Raw genomic sequence first — 15,284 nt, forward strand, 5'->3', positions numbered from 1 at the left:
GCGCCGGCTCAGCGGTCTTGCGGCAGGTGGTCGGTGCGGGCGACGTCGAGCAGATGCTCGACCTCGTCCTTGTGCTCGACGAGGTTGCGCCGGTGCCAGCCGCGGATCCACCACATCGAGGCGGCCACGACGAGGCCGAAGATGGTGATGGCGCCGAACACCGACAGGCCGAACTTGGTCATGGCCGTGTAGAAGGCGCCCATGCCGAGGATGCAGGCCTGCTCGTTGAAGTTCTGCACCGCGATGCTACGGCCCGCGCCCATCAGGTTGTGGCCGCGGTGCTGCAGCAGCGCGTTCATCGGCACGACCATATAGCCGCCGATGGCGCCCAGGATCATCAGGAAGGGCGCCGCCAGCCAGACATTGCTGATCGCGTTCATGAAGATGACCAGCAGACCCATCGCGATGCCCAGCGGGATGACGGCCGTGGCGCGGTCCAGCCGGCTGAAGACCGAGGCCACGACGGCGCCCACCGCCGTGCCGACGGCCACGACGCCGACCAGCGACGAGGCCTGCGTCATGCCATAGCCCAGCGCCGCGGCGGCCCAGGCCAGCACGATGTAGCGCAGATTGCTGGTCGCGCCCCAGAACAGCGTCGTCACGGCCAGCGAGATCTGGCCGAGCCTGTCCTGCCAGAGCAGGCTGTTGCAGGAGGAGAAGTCGCGCACCAGGCCGACGACGCTGTGCGCGTAGGGCTTCAGCGGCGCCGAGGTGCGCGGGATGCGCAGATTGAACAGCGCCGCCAGCACATACAGACTCAGCAGGCTGGCGATGGCGGCCTGGGGCGGCGTGTCGATGCCGGTGTCGATCATCGGCAGGTCGAAGGACAGCAGCACGTGCGAGACGCGCTCACCCACGAGCTGGCCGCCCAGCAGCACGCCGAGGATGATGGAGGCGATGGTCAGGCCCTCGATCCAGCCGTTGGCCTTGACCAGCTGCGACGGCGGCAGCAGCTCGGTCAGGATGCCGTACTTGGCCGGCGAATAGGCCGCCGCGCCAAGGCCGACGATGGCATAGGCCGCCAGCGGATGGGCGCCGAACAGCATCATCAGGCAGCCCACCACCTTGATACTGTTGGAATAGAACATGACCTTGCCCTTGGGCACCGCGTCGGCGAAGGCGCCGACGAAGGGCGCCAGCACGACGTAGAACAGCGCGAACATCGGCACCAGCGCGGCGCGCTGCCATTCGGCGGTACCCGAGGAGCGCAACAGTTCGATGGCGGCGACGAAAAGCGCGTTGTCGGCCAGCGAGCTGAAGAACTGCGCCGACATGATGGTGTAGAAGCCGCGTTTCATCGGGCGGAGCGCAATCCTGAACTGTCTTCGGCGGGGGGGCTGTAAACCGGGGCGGCGCGGGTTTATAGCACGCCCCCGCTCCGCCGGCGGCACCCCGGACCGGGGCGCAAAATCCCGCCATGCCGCGCCCCATCGAAGCCTTGATCCACACGGAAGCCCTCGCCCACAACCTGGGCCGCGCCCGCGCCCAGGCGCCCAACGCCCGGGTCTGGGCCGTCGTCAAGGCCAATGCCTATGGCCACGGCATAGAGCGCGCCTACCCGGGGCTGCGCGCGGCCGACGGCTTCGCGCTGCTGGACCTGGCCGAGGCCGAGCGCCTGCGCGCGCTGGACTGGCGCGGCCCCATCCTGCTGCTGGAAGGCGTGTTCGAGCCGCGCGACCTGGAGCTGTGCTCGCGGCTCAAGCTCTGGCATGCGGTGCACTGCGAGCAGCAGATCGACTGGCTGGCCATGCACAAGACGCACGAGCCGCATCGCGTCTTCCTGAAGCTGAACTCGGGCATGAACCGGCTGGGCTTCGCGCCGGCCGCCTTCCGCGCCGCCTATGCGCGGCTGGACGCCCTGCCCCAGGTCGACGAGATCGGCCTGATGACGCACTTCTCCGACGCCGACGCGCCGCGCCTCGGTGCCGACGGCATCGCCCACCAGCTCGCCGCCTTCGAGGCCGCAGCCGAGGGCCTGGCCGGCGAGCGCACGGTGGCCAACAGCGCCGCCACGCTGCGCCACGCGGCCCGCACGGCCAATGACTGGGTGCGCGCCGGCATCATGAGCTATGGCGGCGTGCCCGACTTCCCCGAGCACGACGCGGCCCACTGGGATCTGAAGCCGGCCATGACGCTGCGCTCGAAGATCATCGGCGTGCAGCCGCTGCAGCCCGGCGACACGGTGGGCTATGGCAGCGCCTTCACGGCCGAGCGGGCCATGCGCATCGGCATCGTCGCCTGCGGCTATGCCGACGGCTACCCGCGCCACGCGCCCACGGGCACGCCGGTGCTGGTGGACGGGGCGCGGACGCGCACGCTGGGCCGCGTGTCGATGGACATGCTGGCCGTGGACCTGGGCGAGCTGCCGGCCAGCGGCTTCGGCAGCGAGGTGACGCTGTGGGGCGAGGGCCCGCGCGGCGCACGCCTGCCCATCGACGAGGTCGCCCACGCCGCCGGCACCATAGGCTACGAGCTGATGTGCGCCGTCGCGCCGCGCGTGCCCATGCGCAGTGACGGCAATGCCTGAATTCCGCTGGCAACCGCGGCCGGACGAACTCGAGTTCGACGCGATCCGCGCCAGCGGCCCCGGCGGCCAGAACGTCAACAAGGTCAGCAACGCCGTCCACCTGCGCTTCGACATCCGCGCGTCCAGCCTGCCCGAGGCCGTCAAGGCGCGGCTGCTGGCCCGGGCCGACCAGCGCATCACGGCGGACGGCATCGTCGTCATCAAGGCCCAGGACTCGCGCAGCCTGGAGCGCAACCGGGCCGACGCCGTCGCGCGGCTCGTCGAGCTCGTGCAGGCCGCCGCCCATGTGCCCAAGGCGCGCCGGGCGACCAAGCCGACCTATGGCTCGCGGCAGCGCCGGCTGGAGGGCAAGGCCAGGCGCGGCGGCGTCAAGGCCGGGCGGCGCTCGCCGATCGAGTAGCGACGAACAGGCTGGCCAGGCACAGGGCCATGCCGCCCACGGCCAGCGGCGTGGCCTGCCAGCCCTCGAACAGCGCCGAGATCACGAGGGCGATGACCGGCACCAGCACGCCGATCAGCGCCGCCTGGGCCGGCCCGCGGCGCTCGGCCAGCTTGTAGTACAGCGTGAACGCAATGACCGAGCCGAAGGCCGCCAGGTAGACCAGGCTGGCGACATAGGTCCAGGCCGTGTCGAAAGCCAGGCCCTGCCCGGTGCCCAGGGACAGGGCCAGCAGGAAGACCGCGCCATAGCCCATGCTCCAGGCCAGCACCGGCAGCAACGGCAGGCCGCGGCGCGTCAGCACCAGCGTGAAGAAGCCGCCCACGACGGCCGCGACGACCGCGAACAGGCTCAGACCCAGGCCGAGCGCCGCGCCCGGCCGTGCGCCGGTGGACGCGAGCTCGGGCCAGAAGATCAGCGCCACGCCCAGCACCGCGCCGCTGGAGGCCGCCAGGAAGCGCCGGCTGACCCGCTGGCGCCACAGCAGCCAGGCGACCAGCGCGTTCATGAACACCATCAGGCAGAACAGCACGGCCACGAGGCCGCTGGGCACATGGCGCTCGGCCTCGTAGACCGCCCAGTAGTTGCCGGCGTACTGGATGACGCCCGTGGCCAGCGCGAAGGCATGGGCCTGGCGCGGCAGCTTCAGCGAGCGGCCCTGCCAGCGCGCCAGCCCGGCCAGCATCAGCGCCGCGAGCAGGAAGCGCCAGCCCACCGAGGTCAGCGCCGGCACGCGGCTGGCGAGCTGGTAGAGGATGACGTGCCAGGTGCTGGCCCAGATCAGCACCGGGGCCAGGAAGAGGAACCAGGTCGGGAGGCCGCGCGCTGGCTTGCCGGCCGCCATCAGGCAGCGCGCTTGATGCTCGCCAGCAGCATGCCGGCCGCGACGAAGAGCGCGCCGAACACGCGGTTCAGCGCCCGGATGTGGCTCTCGCTCTTCAGCGCCGCCAGCACGCGGGCGGCCAGCGCCGTGTAGCCGGCCATGACGACGAGGTCGGTGAAGGCCAGCGTGCCGCCGATGACGAGGTATTGCGGCCCCAGCGGCGTGTGCAGGTTCAGGAACTGCGGCACGATGGCCAGCAGGAAGACCGTGCCCTTGGGGTTGACGGCGTTGATGCCCCAGCCGCGCAGCACCAGCTGGCGGCGCGTGACCTGCGCGGCGCCGTCGTCGGCGGCCACCAGCGGCCGGGCCGGCGCGCGCCACTGCTGCACGCCCAGCCAGATCAGATAGGCCACGCCGGCCCATTTGACGAAGGCGAAGGCCAGCGACGAGGCCGCGATCAGCGCGCCCAGGCCGGCACCGACGAGCACCACCTGGGTCAGGATGCCGAGGATGAGGCCGAAGGTCGTGAAATAGCCGCGCCTGAAGCCGTGGCTGAGGCCGGAACTCATCGCCGCCACCGCGCCCGCGCCGGGCGACAGGCTGATGGCCCAGGACGCCGCGAAAAAGGCCAACCACACCGAGAAGTCCATGACTGCCTCACGCCCCGACAACGACAGAGCGCGAGTGTCCCACGCGACAGGTCAGTTGGTGCCAGAGCTACTCGCTGCGCTCGGGCGGTCTGGCACGCAAAACATAAGATCGCTCGATGCTGAAAGCCCTTTTCTCCCTGCCGCGCAGCGTCTGGCTGCTGGGCCTGATCAGCCTGGTCAACGACAGCGCCAGCGAGATGATGTACCCGCTGATACCGCTGTACCTGAGCGGCGTGCTGATGGCGGGGCCGCGGGTGCTGGGCCTGATCGAGGGCATGGCCGAGGCCGTCGCCAGCCTGCTCAAGCTCTGGGCCGGCGTCATGGTGGACCGCAGCGGGACAGCCAAGCCCTGGATCATCGGCGGCTACGGCATCGCGGGCCTGGCGCGGCCGGCCATCGCCTTCGTCGGCAGCTGGCCGCTGCTGCTGGTGCTGCGCGTGGCCGACCGCATCGGCAAGGCCGTGCGCGCCGCGCCGCGCGACGCGCTGCTGGCCGCCAATATCGCGCCCGGCCAGCGTGGCCTGGCCTTCGGCCTGCACCGCGCCATGGACAACAGCGGCGCCGTCATCGGCCCGCTGCTGGCCTGGGCATTGCTCAGCGCAGGCGCGCCGCTGCAGCAGGTCTTCCTGTGGGCCCTGCTGCCGGGCCTGGCCTGCCTGGCGCTGACCACCGCGGTGCGCGATGCGCCGCCGCCGGCCGCCCCGCCGCCGGCCTTCTCCTGGGTGCTGGCCGACCTGCCCCTGCCGCTGCGCCGCTACCTCGTCGTCGTCGCGCTGTTCACGCTGGGCAATTCCAGCAATATGTTCCTGTTCCTGCGCGCGCGGGAGCTCGGCGTGAGCGAGTCCCAGGTGCCGCTGCTGTGGGCCGCGGTCTCGGCCGTGGCGGCGCTGTTCTCGGTGCCGCTGAGCGGCCTGTCCGACCGTTTCGGCCGCGTGCGCCTGCTCGTCACCGGCTACCTGGCCTATGCGGTCTTCTACGTCGGCATGGCGGTCTGGGCCGAGCCGGGCTGGCGGCTCTATGCGCTGTTCGGCCTCTACGGCATCTTCATGGCCGCGACCGAAGGCGTGGAGCGCGCGCTGATGGCCGACCTGGCCCCGCCCGAGCAGCGCGGCACGGCCTTCGGCTGGCTGAACCTCGTCATGGGCGCGCTGCTGCTGCCGGCCTCGCTGCTGTTCGGCTGGCTGTGGGAGGGCCTGTCGGCCACGGTCGCCTTCGGCTTCTCGGCGAGCTGCGCACTGGCCGCGGCGCTGCTGCTGACGGCCTGGGTCAGGCCGGGCACGAGAATGCATTGATGGCCACGAGCAAAAGCATCTACACCTGTACCGAGTGCGGCGGCAGCAACGCCAAATGGCTGGGCAAATGCCCGCACTGCGGCGCCTGGAACACGCTGACCGAGAGCGCCGCCGAACCCGTCGGCGGCGGCAAGAACCGCTACCAGTCCCTGGCCAGGAGCCAGCCGGTGGCGACCCTGTCCGAGATCGAGGCCAGCGACTTCGAGCGCACGCCCACGGGCCAGGAGGAGCTGGACCGCGTGCTCGGCGGCGGCATCGTGGCCGGCGGCGTCGTGCTGATCGGCGGCGACCCGGGCATCGGCAAGTCCACGCTGCTGCTGCAGGCGGTGGAGTCGCTGAGCCAGACGGTCAAGGTGCTCTACGTGACCGGCGAGGAAAGCGGCGCCCAGGTCGCGATGCGCTCGCGCCGCCTCGGCCTGGCCGGCGACAAGGTGCGCGTGCTGGCCGAGATCGGGCTGGAGAAGATCCTCGCCACCCTCGACGCCGAGCAGCCCGATTTCTGCGTCATCGACTCCATCCAGACGCTCTACTCCGAACAGCTCAGCTCGGCGCCCGGCTCGGTCGCCCAGGTGCGCGAGTGCGCGGCCCAGCTGACGCGCACGGCCAAGGCACGCGGCTGCTCCATCGTGCTCGTCGGTCATGTCACCAAAGAGGGCGCGCTCGCAGGCCCGCGAGTTTTGGAGCACATCGTCGACACCGTGCTGTATTTCGAGGGCGACACGCACAGCAGCTTCCGCCTCGTGCGCGCCATCAAGAACCGCTTCGGCGCGGTCAACGAGATCGGCGTGTTCGCGATGACCGAGAAGGGGCTGAAGGGCGTGGCCAACCCCAGCGCCATCTTCCTGTCCACCCACGCCGAGCCGGTGCCGGGCAGCTGCGTGCTGGTCACGCTGGAGGGCACGCGGCCCATGCTCGTGGAGCTGCAGGCGCTGGTGGACAGCGGCGGCGTCAGCCCGCGGCGGCTGTCCGTCGGCCTGGACCGCGACCGCCTGGCCATGCTGCTGGCCGTGCTGCACCGGCATGCCGGCGTGGCCACGGGCGACCAGGACGTCTTCGTCAACGCCGTCGGCGGCGTGCGCATCAGCGAGCCCGCGGCCGACCTGGCCGTGCTGCTGGCCATCCAGAGCTCGCTGCGCGGCCGGCCCCTGCCCAAGGGCTTCATCGCCTTCGGCGAGATCGGCCTGGCCGGCGAGGTGCGGCCCGCGCCGCGCGGCCAGGAGCGGCTGAAGGAGGCCGCCAAGCTGGGCTTCAGCGTGGCCGTCGTGCCCAAGGCCAATGCGCCCAAGAAGGCCATCGACGGGTTGACCATCCACGCCGTCGAGCGCGTCGAGCAGGCCATCGAGGTGCTGCGCGGCCTGGGCTGACGACATTGGGAAGCCAAAGAGCGTGCCCGGCGCGACCTCGGGCGACTCGGACGTGCCGGCCGGCCGCGGGATTGCCTTCGTGCTCTGCCTGCCGAAGTCTGCTTAGGATGCAGGCTCCGCACCGGAGGCCATCCATGTCCGACCCCGCCGAGCTCAGGCAACACGCCCGCACCGACTTCCTCGCCGCCCAGCACGACGCCGACTCCCTGCCCGGCTGGGTCTTCAAGCCGGTCCAGTTCAGCCGCGGCCCGGCCGGCCTGGTGCTGAACATGAGCGACGGCGGCCTGCAGGTTCTGACCAGCGCCACCGAGACGCTGACCGAGGCACGCTACGAGGTCGTGCTGCTGCTGGGCCGCGCCGACATGGACACGGACGACGAGCAGGTGTCCTGGTTCAACGGCGTCATCGAGCGCGCCTGGTCGCGGCCGGTGCCCCGCATGGGCATCCTGCACGGCATGCGCTTCGTCGCGCGCAACTCGACGGCCGAGCAGTTCCTGAACGCCCACCGCGAATCGCTGGAATCCGGCCAGTGGGTGCGCTGCCTGCTGCTGAAGGCGGCGTCGTGAGCGCGCACCTGCCCGCCCCGCCCTACTACGCCGTCATCTTCACCAGCCAGCGCACCGCCGTCGACCACGGCTATGGCGACATGGCCGAGCGCATGGTGGCGCTGGCGGCCGAACAGCCGGGCTATCTCGGCGTCGACAGCAGCCGCGGCGAGGATGGCCTGGGCATCACCGTGTCTTACTGGCGCAGCGCCGAGGACATCGCCGCCTGGCGCCGCCACGCCGAGCACAAGATCGCCCGCGACAGCGGCCGCAGCGACTGGTATGCCCACTACACGCTGCGCGTCGCCAAGGTCGAGCGGGCCTATGCCTGGGCGCGCGAGGACGGCTCGCAAGACCCGCAGGCATGAACGCGTGGGCGAGCGCGGGCGGGCGCTGCGGTTGAAGTGCAGCTCCTGAAAGGCCGGCTCGCCGAGTGGCGGCCGGTCCGTGCGGGCTCTCCGTAAAATCACCGTTTCTTCTTCAGCCCTGGAGTACCCGATGGTTCCCGCCCCCCTGCACGACCGCGACGGCAAGATCTGGATGGACGGCGAGCTCGTCGACTGGCGCGACGCCAAGATCCATGTGCTGACCCACACCCTGCACTACGGCTGCGGCGCCTTCGAGGGCGTGCGCGCCTATGACACGGTCAACGGCACGGCCATCTTCCGCCTGCAGGAGCACACCGAGCGCCTGTTCAACAGCGCCAAGATCCTGCGCATGAAGATCCCCTTCTCGCAGGAGCAGGTCAACCAGGCCCAGCGCGAGGTCGTCAAGGCCAACGGCCTGAAGAGCGCCTATCTGCGCCCGCTGATCTGGATCGGCTCCGAGAAGCTCGGCGTCAGCCCCAAGGGCAACCAGGTGCACCTGATGGTGGCGGCCTGGAGCTGGGGCGCCTACCTCGGCGAGGACGGCATGAAGCGCGGCATCCGCGTGAAGACCAGCTCCTACACCCGCCACCACGTCAACATCACGATGACCCAGGCCAAGACGGTGTCCAACTACACCAACTCCATCCTGGCCAACATGGAAGCCACCGATGACGGCTACGACGAGGCCCTGCTGCTGGACGCGGCCGGCTTCGTGTCCGAAGGCGCGGGCGAGAACCTCTTCGTCATCAAGAACGGCGTCGTCTACACGCCCGACCTGTCGGCCGGCGCGCTGAACGGCATCACCCGCAACACCATCTTCGCGATCTGCCAGGACCTTGGGCTCAAGCTGGTCGAGAAGCGCATCACCCGCGACGAGGTCTACATCTGCGACGAGGCTTTCTTCACCGGCACCGCCGCCGAGGTCACGCCCATCCGCGAGCTGGACCGCGTCGAGATCGGCAGCGGCTCGCGCGGCCCCATCACCGAGAAGATCCAGTCGGCCTTCTTCGACATCGTGAACGGCCGCAACCCGAAGTACGCCGAGTGGCTGACCGCCGTCTGAGAACGAGAACGACCCCATGAGCACCCCCACCCAAGCCCCCGCCACCGTCGAAGTGACCGCCAGGGACTGCAACGACAACGGCACGGTCTTCTGCCCCAACCCCAAGATGGCGCTGTGGAGCACCCACCCCAAGGTCTTCATCGACCTGACCCACGGCGGCCAGGGCCAGTGCCCCTATTGCGGCACGGCCTACAAGCTCAAGGCCGGCGAGGTTCTCGGCGGCGGGCACTGAACCGGACCACGCCCGCATGCGCCGCTCCACTGCCCAGCAGGCCGCGCTGCTGGCCTCGCCCGACGACACCGAGGCCCAGTTCTACGAGGCCCTGCAGCATGCCGACCTCGACCACCTGATGGCCCTGTGGGCCGATGACGAGGAGGTCGCCTGCGTGCACCCGGGCGGCCCGCGCATCGTCGGCCTGCCCGCCATCCGCGCGGCCTTCGCGGCCGTGTTCGAGCGCGGCGCCGTCAACGTCCACCCGGAGCGGGTGCGCCGCCTGCACAGCGGCGACTGCGCCATCCACCATGTGCTGGAGCGCGTGCAGCTGCACGGCGAGACCGGCCAATCAGCCCCGACCGCCTGGGTCATCGCGACTAATGTCTATCTGAAGACGGCACTGGGCTGGCGCCTGGTGCTGCACCATGCCAGCCCCGGAAGTGCGGGCGATGTCCAGGAACTCGTCGCCGACGCCGGCACCCTGCACTAGGAATCAGGAGTCAGGCGCATGCAGTACCGCGCCCCCCGCTGGCTACCCGGCGGCCATGCCCAGACCATCTGGCCGGCCCTCTTCAGCCGCCAGCACGACGGCAGGCCGCCCGCCTGGACGCGCGAGCGCTGGGACACGCCGGACGGCGACTTCATCGACGTCGACTTCCTGGCCGATGCGCCGGCCGGTGCGCCGCTGTTCGTGCTGTTCCATGGCCTCGAAGGCGACCGCACCAGCCACAGCAGCGTCGCCTTCGCCTGCGCGGCGCGTGCGCGCGGCTGGGCGATGGCCCTGCCGCACTTCCGCGGCTGCTCGGGCGAACTGAACCGCGCGCCGCGCGCCTACCACTCGGGCGACTTCGAGGAGGTCGGCTGGATCCTGCAGCGCCTGCGCGAGCGCCACGGCGCGCCGCTGATCGCGGCCGGCGTGTCGCTCGGCGGCAATGCGCTGCTGCGCTGGGCCGAGGAAGCCGGCGCCGCCGCCGCGCAGACGGCCCATGCCGTCTGCTCCATCTGCTCGCCCATCGACCTCGCCGCCGCCGGCGCGGCCATCGACCGCGGCTTCAACAGGCAGGTCTATGCGCGCCGCTTCCTGCGCACGATGATCCCCAAGGCGCTGCGCAAGCTGCAGCAGCACCCGGGCCTGTTCGACGGCGAGCGCCTGAAGCGGGCGACGACGATCTACGAGTTCGACAAGCTCTTCACCGCGCCGCTGCACGGCTTCCGCAGCACCGAGGACTACTGGGCGCGCGCCGCGGCCAAGCCCCATCTGCACCGCATCCGCATCCCGGCCCTGGTGCTGAACGCGCTCAACGACCCCTTCGTGCCGGGCCGCAGCCTGCCGCATGCCGCTGAAGTGGGCGCTTATGTGACACTCTGGCAACCCGGCCATGGCGGCCACGTCGGCTTCCCCGCCGGCCCGCTGCCCGGCCATCTGCGGACCATGCCCGAGCAGGTCTGCGACTGGCTCTGGAAGCACCGCTGAAGGAACGCAGCCCTATGGACGCCATCGTCGAAGCCGCGCTGAAGAAATGGCCCAACGTGCCCCACTGCTACGGCTGGCTGGCGCTGGACGCGCGCGGCGACTGGTATATGCGCGACGAGCGCATCCAGCGCGCCGGCCGCTTCCCGCGCGTGAAGGGCAGCCGCGTCGAGCACGACAAGCTGCTCGCCTTCATCGGCCGCAACTACGCGTCGGACGAGCGCGGCGCCTGGTTCTTCCAGAACGGCCCGCAGCGCGTCTACGTGGAGCTGGAGAACACGCCCTGGGTCTGGCGCCTGCAGCCGGGCGGCGGCGTGCGCAGCCACACCGGGCAAGAGGCGCAGGTCGAATCGGCCTGGCTGGACGAGGCCGGCCGCCTCTATCTGCGCACCGACCTCGGCCTGGGCCTCGTGCACACCGCCGACATGGCCCTGGCCGCCGAGGCCGTCGAGGCCGGCCACTGGACGCCGCAGGACTGCATCGCCGCCAAGCTGCCGGCCCTGTTCGGCTACCAGCGGCGGCCGATGCCGGCCCAATAAAGGCAAAGCCCGCACGCGGCGGGCTCTGGCATCGGTGGAGGGCCTCTCAGTTCGCGGCCGGGGCGGCCGGGGCCGGCATCTTGGGCGCGTCGAACTTGGCGCCACCGTTGTTGGCCATGTAGACCACGGCGCGCTGGATCTCGAAGTCCGAGAAATCGCCGCCGCCCTGGGCGCCCATATTGCCCTTGCCCCTCAGCGCCGAGTTCAGCAGCGCCTCGATGCCGTTCTTGATGCGCGGGCCCCAGGCGGCCGCGTCGCCGAACTTGGGCGAACCGGCGGCGCCGGTCGCGTGGCAGGCCGAGCACTGGGCCTGGAAGACCTGCTCGCCCGTTTTCATCGCACCGGAATCGTTGGCATCCTTGACCTCGACACGCGCCACCGGCGCGATGCGCTCGGCCACGGCCTGCACATCCAGCGCGTCCGTGCCGGCGGCCGGCTTGGTGGCGGTGCTGACGTAATTGGCCAGCATGATGATGACGATCACAGGCACCACGAACGCGAACAGCACGGCCCAGGCGAGTTGCTTGGGGGTCTTGATCGGGCCGGTGTGGGCTTCGTCGTGGTCGTGATCGTGGCTGGCGCTCATGGATTCCTCTTGTCGATCCTCGTCGGTTTTCTTGGCATGCAACGCAGCGCGCGGCACGAAAAACCGGCGAATTATAGGTGGCACCCACCCGCCTCCCTGGGTCGGGGAAGCCCGCTGTTAGAATGCGCGGCTTCGCGCCCGTAGCTCAATGGATAGAGTACTGCCCTCCGAAGGCAGGGGTTGTTGGTTCGATCCCAACCGGGCGCGCCAAGTGGCTCTCTTCGTAAGTCCTTGCCTCGTGGCAAGGTAAGCATTTCGTGGCGGGAATGCAGCGATATGCTTGAAGTCAAGTTGGGCCACGAATTGGTTGCCCGAGGTGGCCCAGGGTCACTGATCCGCTGTAGCCGTGAAGCCGAGCTTCTTTCGAAGCCGTCGCGCGCTGACCTCCAGCATCCTTCGATATTCGTGGCTCGTTGCTGCCATGCGCAAGGGAACGGTGAGGCGCTGATCGCCCAAGTTGATCCGCAGCATCGTCAGAGACAGCGCCCTGAGCTGTGAGGGGTACCACGCCGACTCCGTGAGATCGGAAGCCGCCCTCATCGATGGGGTCACGCCCTGCTCGACCAGCAACTCCAGGACGGTCTCCGCTTCTTCAACGGCCCGTTGCCGTCGGTCTCGGTCCGCAGCTTCAAGTTCGTCCAACGTCCTCTCTCGAATTTCCAGGTACAGGTCCTCGTGCTTGGCAACGGTGGAGATGTCGACGCCGCTTTCCGCCGCTACTTTGGAAACCGACTTGCCTTGCACAAGCGCAGCCTTGAGCTGCCACCGCAACGCCTGGTGATCGACGTGCCGGCTGATCTTCTTCTTCCGCCGGGGCTGCCGTTCGCCGGGAACGGGCACCTTCCTGAGATCCCCGAGCAGCACTTGCGTGAGGTCAAACTGCTCCACGTTTGCGATGTCAAGCAGCTGGGGCAGCGATGTCTTCGCATTGACCTTGCGCAGCCAGTGGCTCATCTGTGACTTGGCCATGTTGACCCGTTCAGCGAGTCTTGAGCGGCCGCCTCCTATCGAGCAATAGTGCGCGATCTCGTCCTTCATCTGCCGGTGATCTGATTTGGCAAGCGTAGGGAGAGCGACCACCATCTTCCGAACCTGTTGAGCCGTCCAGACCTCGTTTGCTGTAGGAGTCTCCGTAGGCGCGTCAGGGTGACATTTGTGCCCCACCGAACCACAGGTGGAGCACACCCCTGAGCGCTTAGGGATTCTGAGGGGCCCCGTCAGCTTCTCTGCGGTGCATTGCGGCTCGACGAGATACGCGTTGTGTCGGGGGCAGCACTTGGCTGCAGCGACGCGCCACCAAAGACGTTCGTAGGGCAACGAACCGGTTTCGATGTCGTCGGCAAGGCACTGGATGCAGACACGCGGCCGGGAAGTGATGAGGCCGATGCCGCACACATATTGGGACACGCCCGAGAGCGTGCAGTGCTGCAACGCTTGCACCCCAGTCGCAGCCTGAAGCAGATCGGCCCATCGCTTGGCGACACGGCATACGCCGACGAGGTTGGCGCCATAGTCACCGTCCCAAAACCGTCCTAGTGAATGGCCCAGTTCCTTCCATGCAGGAAGCGATGCGAGCTCATCTAGCAGCACCCGCGTCGGCAGCGAATGCTCGCCCGCCAGGCTGAGGATGTAGCTGTACAGGCTCTCCACCTCCTCCGTGCCCGCGCCGCGAGGCTGCAGCGGATACAGCGACGGTGGCGCGTCAGGCACGGAGGTTCCGGCAAGGTCATCAGGCATGGAAGGACTCCGGCTGGGGTGCAGTCGCGGGCGGCTGGGGAATGGGCGCCATCACCGACCGGATGAGCTCGTTGTAGTCGTCCATCAACTTGGATTCGCCATAGCAGGCGAACCTCAAATCCTCCCGCCCGCCGGCGAGGTCAGAGCTCAACTTTTCAAGCGCCTTTTTTGATTTGCCGGCCTTCCTCAACATGCCAGTTGTGGGAAGGCCCGACGTGCTGCTCATCTGCAGCGCCGCCAGTCGCAACAGAAGCATTTTCAGCAGCCCGACAGACCCGAGGCACACCTCCATGAGTTGCCACCAGATCCTCAGGAGGTCAGGCACGACCGGACAGGGCCAGAGCATCAGGTTCTTTTGAAGCGCAACGTAGAACTCGTACGCATCGCTTGAAGATTCGCCGTCTCGGGGTGACTGCGGCGGCTGTTGCTCTTGCTTGCTGTCATCGACGTCGGGAAGGTCATACGGCTGGAAGTGCACGATCTCCGCGCGTCTGGCGATCTGCCCATACTGAGTCATCACCTTGGCGATGTCGTACGAGCCGATAAACAGCAGCTTGAGGCCGCCGATATCAGACAGGCTCTTGAGCGTGTCCATCAACACGTCCAGGTTTTCGTTGCGCAGCAGGTGCAACGCTTCGTCAATGATCAGCACGCGCACACCTCGCTGTTGGACCATCGTCTCGATGAACTCACGCAGCTCTGGGATGCTGGCTCGACCGAAGCTGCGCACAAGACGTCCTTCGACGATGCGAGCGGCCCGCATCGACGGTACGGCGAACGCACCGCCCGCGTGAAGGATGCGTTGGTAAAGCACGCGCCAGGACATCCGCTTCTCTCCATTGGCGGGTGCCTCCACGTACAGGACAGGGAGGTGCCCCTCCTTGATCTGCGCAGAGAAGATCTCGAAGAGGTTCTCGCGGATGAGCCTCGAGGCAGTGGTCTTGCCCACCCCGGACAGGCCGATGACCGAGACGATGCTGACGTCGTTGTTGTCTTCCATCAGCTCCAGGACATCGTGACGAACGCGATCAAGCTCGCGGTGCAAGATGGGGTGGAGGAAAAACCAGCGCAGTCGCTTGGTCGCCGGCAGCTGCAACGCCCGCCCACGATCAAGGGCGATCAGCGCCTCATCGTCTGCATGCCGTTCGGCGTGCGTGGCTTCCGTCATTAGGTTTTCAAAGTTCGTTGTCATTTGCGCACCTTCAGAAGAAGCCCTTGTTGCTCACCACGGGCCTGTTTTGCACCGCCGGCACCTGGGCGGCTTGCTTGATGCCGGCAAGCGTCTGCATCACAGCGGATGCAGAAGATGCCGGTGGCGGTGAGGCCTGAAGCAACTGCTCAGATTCAGGCATCTGCTTGGACCGGGGCAGCTCGGGCAGCAGAGCCGGCCCGCGGGCGAAGTCGAACGGCCGCTCCCCGTTCAACGTCGACTCATCAGGCGCAGATGCACCGAGCAGACATTTGCTGGCCAGAACGAACTTGGTCTCTGCCTGCTGACGAGCCAGGCGCTCATCGAAGTCCTCGGGCTTCAAGCTGAGCTTCGAAGTGAATCGCCCCGGGAATCGAGGAGGCTCCAACTCAAGAGAATGGAGCCATGAAGAAGTCCCCGAAGTTTTCGCCCGAGGTGCGTGAGCGCGCCGTGCGCATGGTGCTGGAGCACCGTGGC

At 68.7% G+C, this 15,284-nt stretch carries 18 protein-coding genes and 1 tRNA gene; 12 read left to right on the forward strand and 7 right to left on the reverse strand.

Annotated features, from left to right (window positions below; all coding sequences use genetic code 11):
* Positions 1–8: 8 nt before the first annotated feature.
* Positions 9–1,298: a lysophospholipid transporter LplT gene (gene lplT / locus NYP07_RS19415; protein ID WP_268153381.1), complete on the reverse strand. Its 1,290-nt coding sequence runs from the start codon at positions 1,296–1,298 to the stop codon at positions 9–11.
* 119 nt (positions 1,299–1,417) lie between these two features.
* Between lplT and alr the strand changes: the two genes are divergently transcribed.
* On the forward strand, positions 1,418–2,527 hold the full coding sequence (gene alr, locus NYP07_RS19420) for an alanine racemase (protein WP_268153383.1): 1,110 nt from the start codon (positions 1,418–1,420) through the stop codon (positions 2,525–2,527).
* On the forward strand, positions 2,520–2,927 hold the full coding sequence (gene arfB, locus NYP07_RS19425) for an alternative ribosome rescue aminoacyl-tRNA hydrolase ArfB (RefSeq protein WP_268153384.1): 408 nt from the start codon (positions 2,520–2,522) through the stop codon (positions 2,925–2,927). The genes alr and arfB overlap by 8 nt, the downstream gene beginning before the upstream one ends.
* Here arfB and NYP07_RS19430 read toward each other — a convergent pair.
* Together NYP07_RS19430 and NYP07_RS19435 are read right to left on the reverse strand one after the other, a co-directional pair.
* Positions 2,896–3,810 (reverse strand): DMT family transporter, encoded by a 915-nt coding sequence (locus NYP07_RS19430; RefSeq protein WP_268153385.1) that lies wholly within the window; start codon positions 3,808–3,810, stop codon positions 2,896–2,898. The genes arfB and NYP07_RS19430 overlap by 32 nt on opposite strands.
* Complete coding sequence (locus tag NYP07_RS19435) at positions 3,810–4,439, reverse strand: LysE family transporter (RefSeq protein ID WP_268153386.1); 630 nt, start codon at positions 4,437–4,439, stop codon at positions 3,810–3,812. The genes NYP07_RS19430 and NYP07_RS19435 overlap by 1 nt, the downstream gene beginning before the upstream one ends.
* Before the next feature lie 116 nt (positions 4,440–4,555).
* Here NYP07_RS19435 and NYP07_RS19440 point away from each other — a divergent pair, with 116 nt between their 5' ends.
* From NYP07_RS19440 to NYP07_RS19480, 9 genes are all read left to right on the forward strand, one after another.
* The gene (locus tag NYP07_RS19440) at positions 4,556–5,731 is read left to right on the forward strand and encodes an MFS transporter (RefSeq protein WP_268153387.1); all 1,176 of its coding nucleotides are present in this window, start codon (positions 4,556–4,558) and stop codon (positions 5,729–5,731) included.
* Positions 5,731–7,095, forward strand: a complete 1,365-nt coding sequence (gene radA, locus NYP07_RS19445) for a DNA repair protein RadA (protein WP_268153388.1) — start codon at positions 5,731–5,733, stop codon at positions 7,093–7,095. The genes NYP07_RS19440 and radA overlap by 1 nt, the downstream gene beginning before the upstream one ends.
* A 134-nt stretch (positions 7,096–7,229) precedes the next feature.
* Positions 7,230–7,661, forward strand: coding sequence for a hypothetical protein (locus NYP07_RS19450; RefSeq protein ID WP_268153390.1), 432 nt, complete (start codon positions 7,230–7,232; stop codon positions 7,659–7,661).
* Positions 7,658–8,008: an antibiotic biosynthesis monooxygenase family protein gene (locus NYP07_RS19455; protein WP_268153392.1), complete on the forward strand. Its 351-nt coding sequence runs from the start codon at positions 7,658–7,660 to the stop codon at positions 8,006–8,008. The genes NYP07_RS19450 and NYP07_RS19455 overlap by 4 nt, the downstream gene beginning before the upstream one ends.
* Positions 8,009–8,138: 130 nt before the next feature.
* Positions 8,139–9,071, forward strand: a complete 933-nt coding sequence (locus tag NYP07_RS19460; protein ID WP_268153393.1) for a branched-chain amino acid transaminase — start codon at positions 8,139–8,141, stop codon at positions 9,069–9,071.
* A 16-nt stretch (positions 9,072–9,087) separates the two neighbouring features.
* A complete protein-coding gene (locus NYP07_RS19465) occupies positions 9,088–9,303 on the forward strand; it encodes a zinc-finger domain-containing protein (RefSeq protein WP_268153394.1) in 216 nt (71 codons plus the stop codon).
* A gap of 16 nt (positions 9,304–9,319) precedes the next feature.
* A complete protein-coding gene (locus NYP07_RS19470) occupies positions 9,320–9,775 on the forward strand; it encodes a YybH family protein (RefSeq protein ID WP_268153395.1) in 456 nt (151 codons plus the stop codon).
* Positions 9,776–9,793: 18 nt separating this feature from the next.
* A complete protein-coding gene (locus NYP07_RS19475; RefSeq protein WP_268153396.1) occupies positions 9,794–10,759 on the forward strand; it encodes a YheT family hydrolase in 966 nt (321 codons plus the stop codon).
* A 14-nt stretch (positions 10,760–10,773) separates the two neighbouring features.
* On the forward strand, positions 10,774–11,295 hold the full coding sequence (locus NYP07_RS19480; protein WP_268153397.1) for a DUF2946 family protein: 522 nt from the start codon (positions 10,774–10,776) through the stop codon (positions 11,293–11,295).
* A 46-nt stretch (positions 11,296–11,341) separates the two neighbouring features.
* On the opposite strand, the gene NYP07_RS19485 is transcribed toward NYP07_RS19480, so the two are convergent.
* Positions 11,342–11,881 (reverse strand): c-type cytochrome, encoded by a 540-nt coding sequence (locus NYP07_RS19485; RefSeq protein ID WP_268153398.1) that lies wholly within the window; start codon positions 11,879–11,881, stop codon positions 11,342–11,344.
* Between the two features lie 134 nt (positions 11,882–12,015).
* Here NYP07_RS19485 and NYP07_RS19490 point away from each other — a divergent pair.
* Positions 12,016–12,091 (forward strand) — tRNA-Arg (locus NYP07_RS19490).
* 117 nt (positions 12,092–12,208) lie between these two features.
* Here NYP07_RS19490 and NYP07_RS19495 read toward each other — a convergent pair.
* The 3 genes from NYP07_RS19495 to NYP07_RS19505 are packed head-to-tail and all read right to left on the reverse strand — an operon-like array spanning position 12,209 to position 15,150.
* Positions 12,209–13,618, reverse strand: a complete 1,410-nt coding sequence (locus NYP07_RS19495) for a TniQ family protein (RefSeq protein WP_268153399.1) — start codon at positions 13,616–13,618, stop codon at positions 12,209–12,211.
* Positions 13,611–14,810 carry an AAA family ATPase gene (locus NYP07_RS19500; protein ID WP_268153400.1) on the reverse strand — a complete coding sequence of 400 codons (1,200 nt, stop codon included), beginning with the start codon at positions 14,808–14,810 and terminating at the stop codon, positions 13,611–13,613. The genes NYP07_RS19495 and NYP07_RS19500 overlap by 8 nt, the downstream gene beginning before the upstream one ends.
* A gap of 10 nt (positions 14,811–14,820) precedes the next feature.
* Complete coding sequence (locus tag NYP07_RS19505) at positions 14,821–15,150, reverse strand: hypothetical protein (RefSeq protein WP_268153401.1); 330 nt, start codon at positions 15,148–15,150, stop codon at positions 14,821–14,823.
* Between the last annotated feature and the right edge of the window lie 134 nt (positions 15,151–15,284).

Source organism: Pelomonas aquatica (genome assembly GCF_026712205.1).
GTDB classification, from domain to species: domain Bacteria; phylum Pseudomonadota; class Gammaproteobacteria; order Burkholderiales; family Burkholderiaceae_C; genus Pelomonas; species Pelomonas aquatica.

What these genes read in the sequence shown, in the direction of transcription:
- NYP07_RS19485 (WP_268153398.1), bottom strand. Translation starts at nt 11,881, where the DNA reads ATGAGCGCCAGCCACGATCACGACCACGACGAAGCCCACACCGGCCCG.
- NYP07_RS19450 (WP_268153390.1), top strand. Translation starts at nt 7,230, where the DNA reads ATGTCCGACCCCGCCGAGCTCAGGCAACACGCCCGCACCGACTTCCTC.
- NYP07_RS19500 (WP_268153400.1), bottom strand. Translation starts at nt 14,810, where the DNA reads ATGACAACGAACTTTGAAAACCTAATGACGGAAGCCACGCACGCCGAA.
- NYP07_RS19440 (WP_268153387.1), top strand. Translation starts at nt 4,556, where the DNA reads ATGCTGAAAGCCCTTTTCTCCCTGCCGCGCAGCGTCTGGCTGCTGGGC.
- alr (WP_268153383.1), top strand. Translation starts at nt 1,418, where the DNA reads ATGCCGCGCCCCATCGAAGCCTTGATCCACACGGAAGCCCTCGCCCAC.
- NYP07_RS19480 (WP_268153397.1), top strand. Translation starts at nt 10,774, where the DNA reads ATGGACGCCATCGTCGAAGCCGCGCTGAAGAAATGGCCCAACGTGCCC.
- radA (WP_268153388.1), top strand. Translation starts at nt 5,731, where the DNA reads ATGGCCACGAGCAAAAGCATCTACACCTGTACCGAGTGCGGCGGCAGC.
- NYP07_RS19470 (WP_268153395.1), top strand. Translation starts at nt 9,320, where the DNA reads ATGCGCCGCTCCACTGCCCAGCAGGCCGCGCTGCTGGCCTCGCCCGAC.
- arfB (WP_268153384.1), top strand. Translation starts at nt 2,520, where the DNA reads ATGCCTGAATTCCGCTGGCAACCGCGGCCGGACGAACTCGAGTTCGAC.
- NYP07_RS19460 (WP_268153393.1), top strand. Translation starts at nt 8,139, where the DNA reads ATGGTTCCCGCCCCCCTGCACGACCGCGACGGCAAGATCTGGATGGAC.
- NYP07_RS19475 (WP_268153396.1), top strand. Translation starts at nt 9,794, where the DNA reads ATGCAGTACCGCGCCCCCCGCTGGCTACCCGGCGGCCATGCCCAGACC.
- NYP07_RS19465 (WP_268153394.1), top strand. Translation starts at nt 9,088, where the DNA reads ATGAGCACCCCCACCCAAGCCCCCGCCACCGTCGAAGTGACCGCCAGG.
- lplT (WP_268153381.1), bottom strand. Translation starts at nt 1,298, where the DNA reads ATGAAACGCGGCTTCTACACCATCATGTCGGCGCAGTTCTTCAGCTCG.
- NYP07_RS19435 (WP_268153386.1), bottom strand. Translation starts at nt 4,439, where the DNA reads ATGGACTTCTCGGTGTGGTTGGCCTTTTTCGCGGCGTCCTGGGCCATC.
- NYP07_RS19430 (WP_268153385.1), bottom strand. Translation starts at nt 3,810, where the DNA reads ATGGCGGCCGGCAAGCCAGCGCGCGGCCTCCCGACCTGGTTCCTCTTC.
- NYP07_RS19495 (WP_268153399.1), bottom strand. Translation starts at nt 13,618, where the DNA reads ATGCCTGATGACCTTGCCGGAACCTCCGTGCCTGACGCGCCACCGTCG.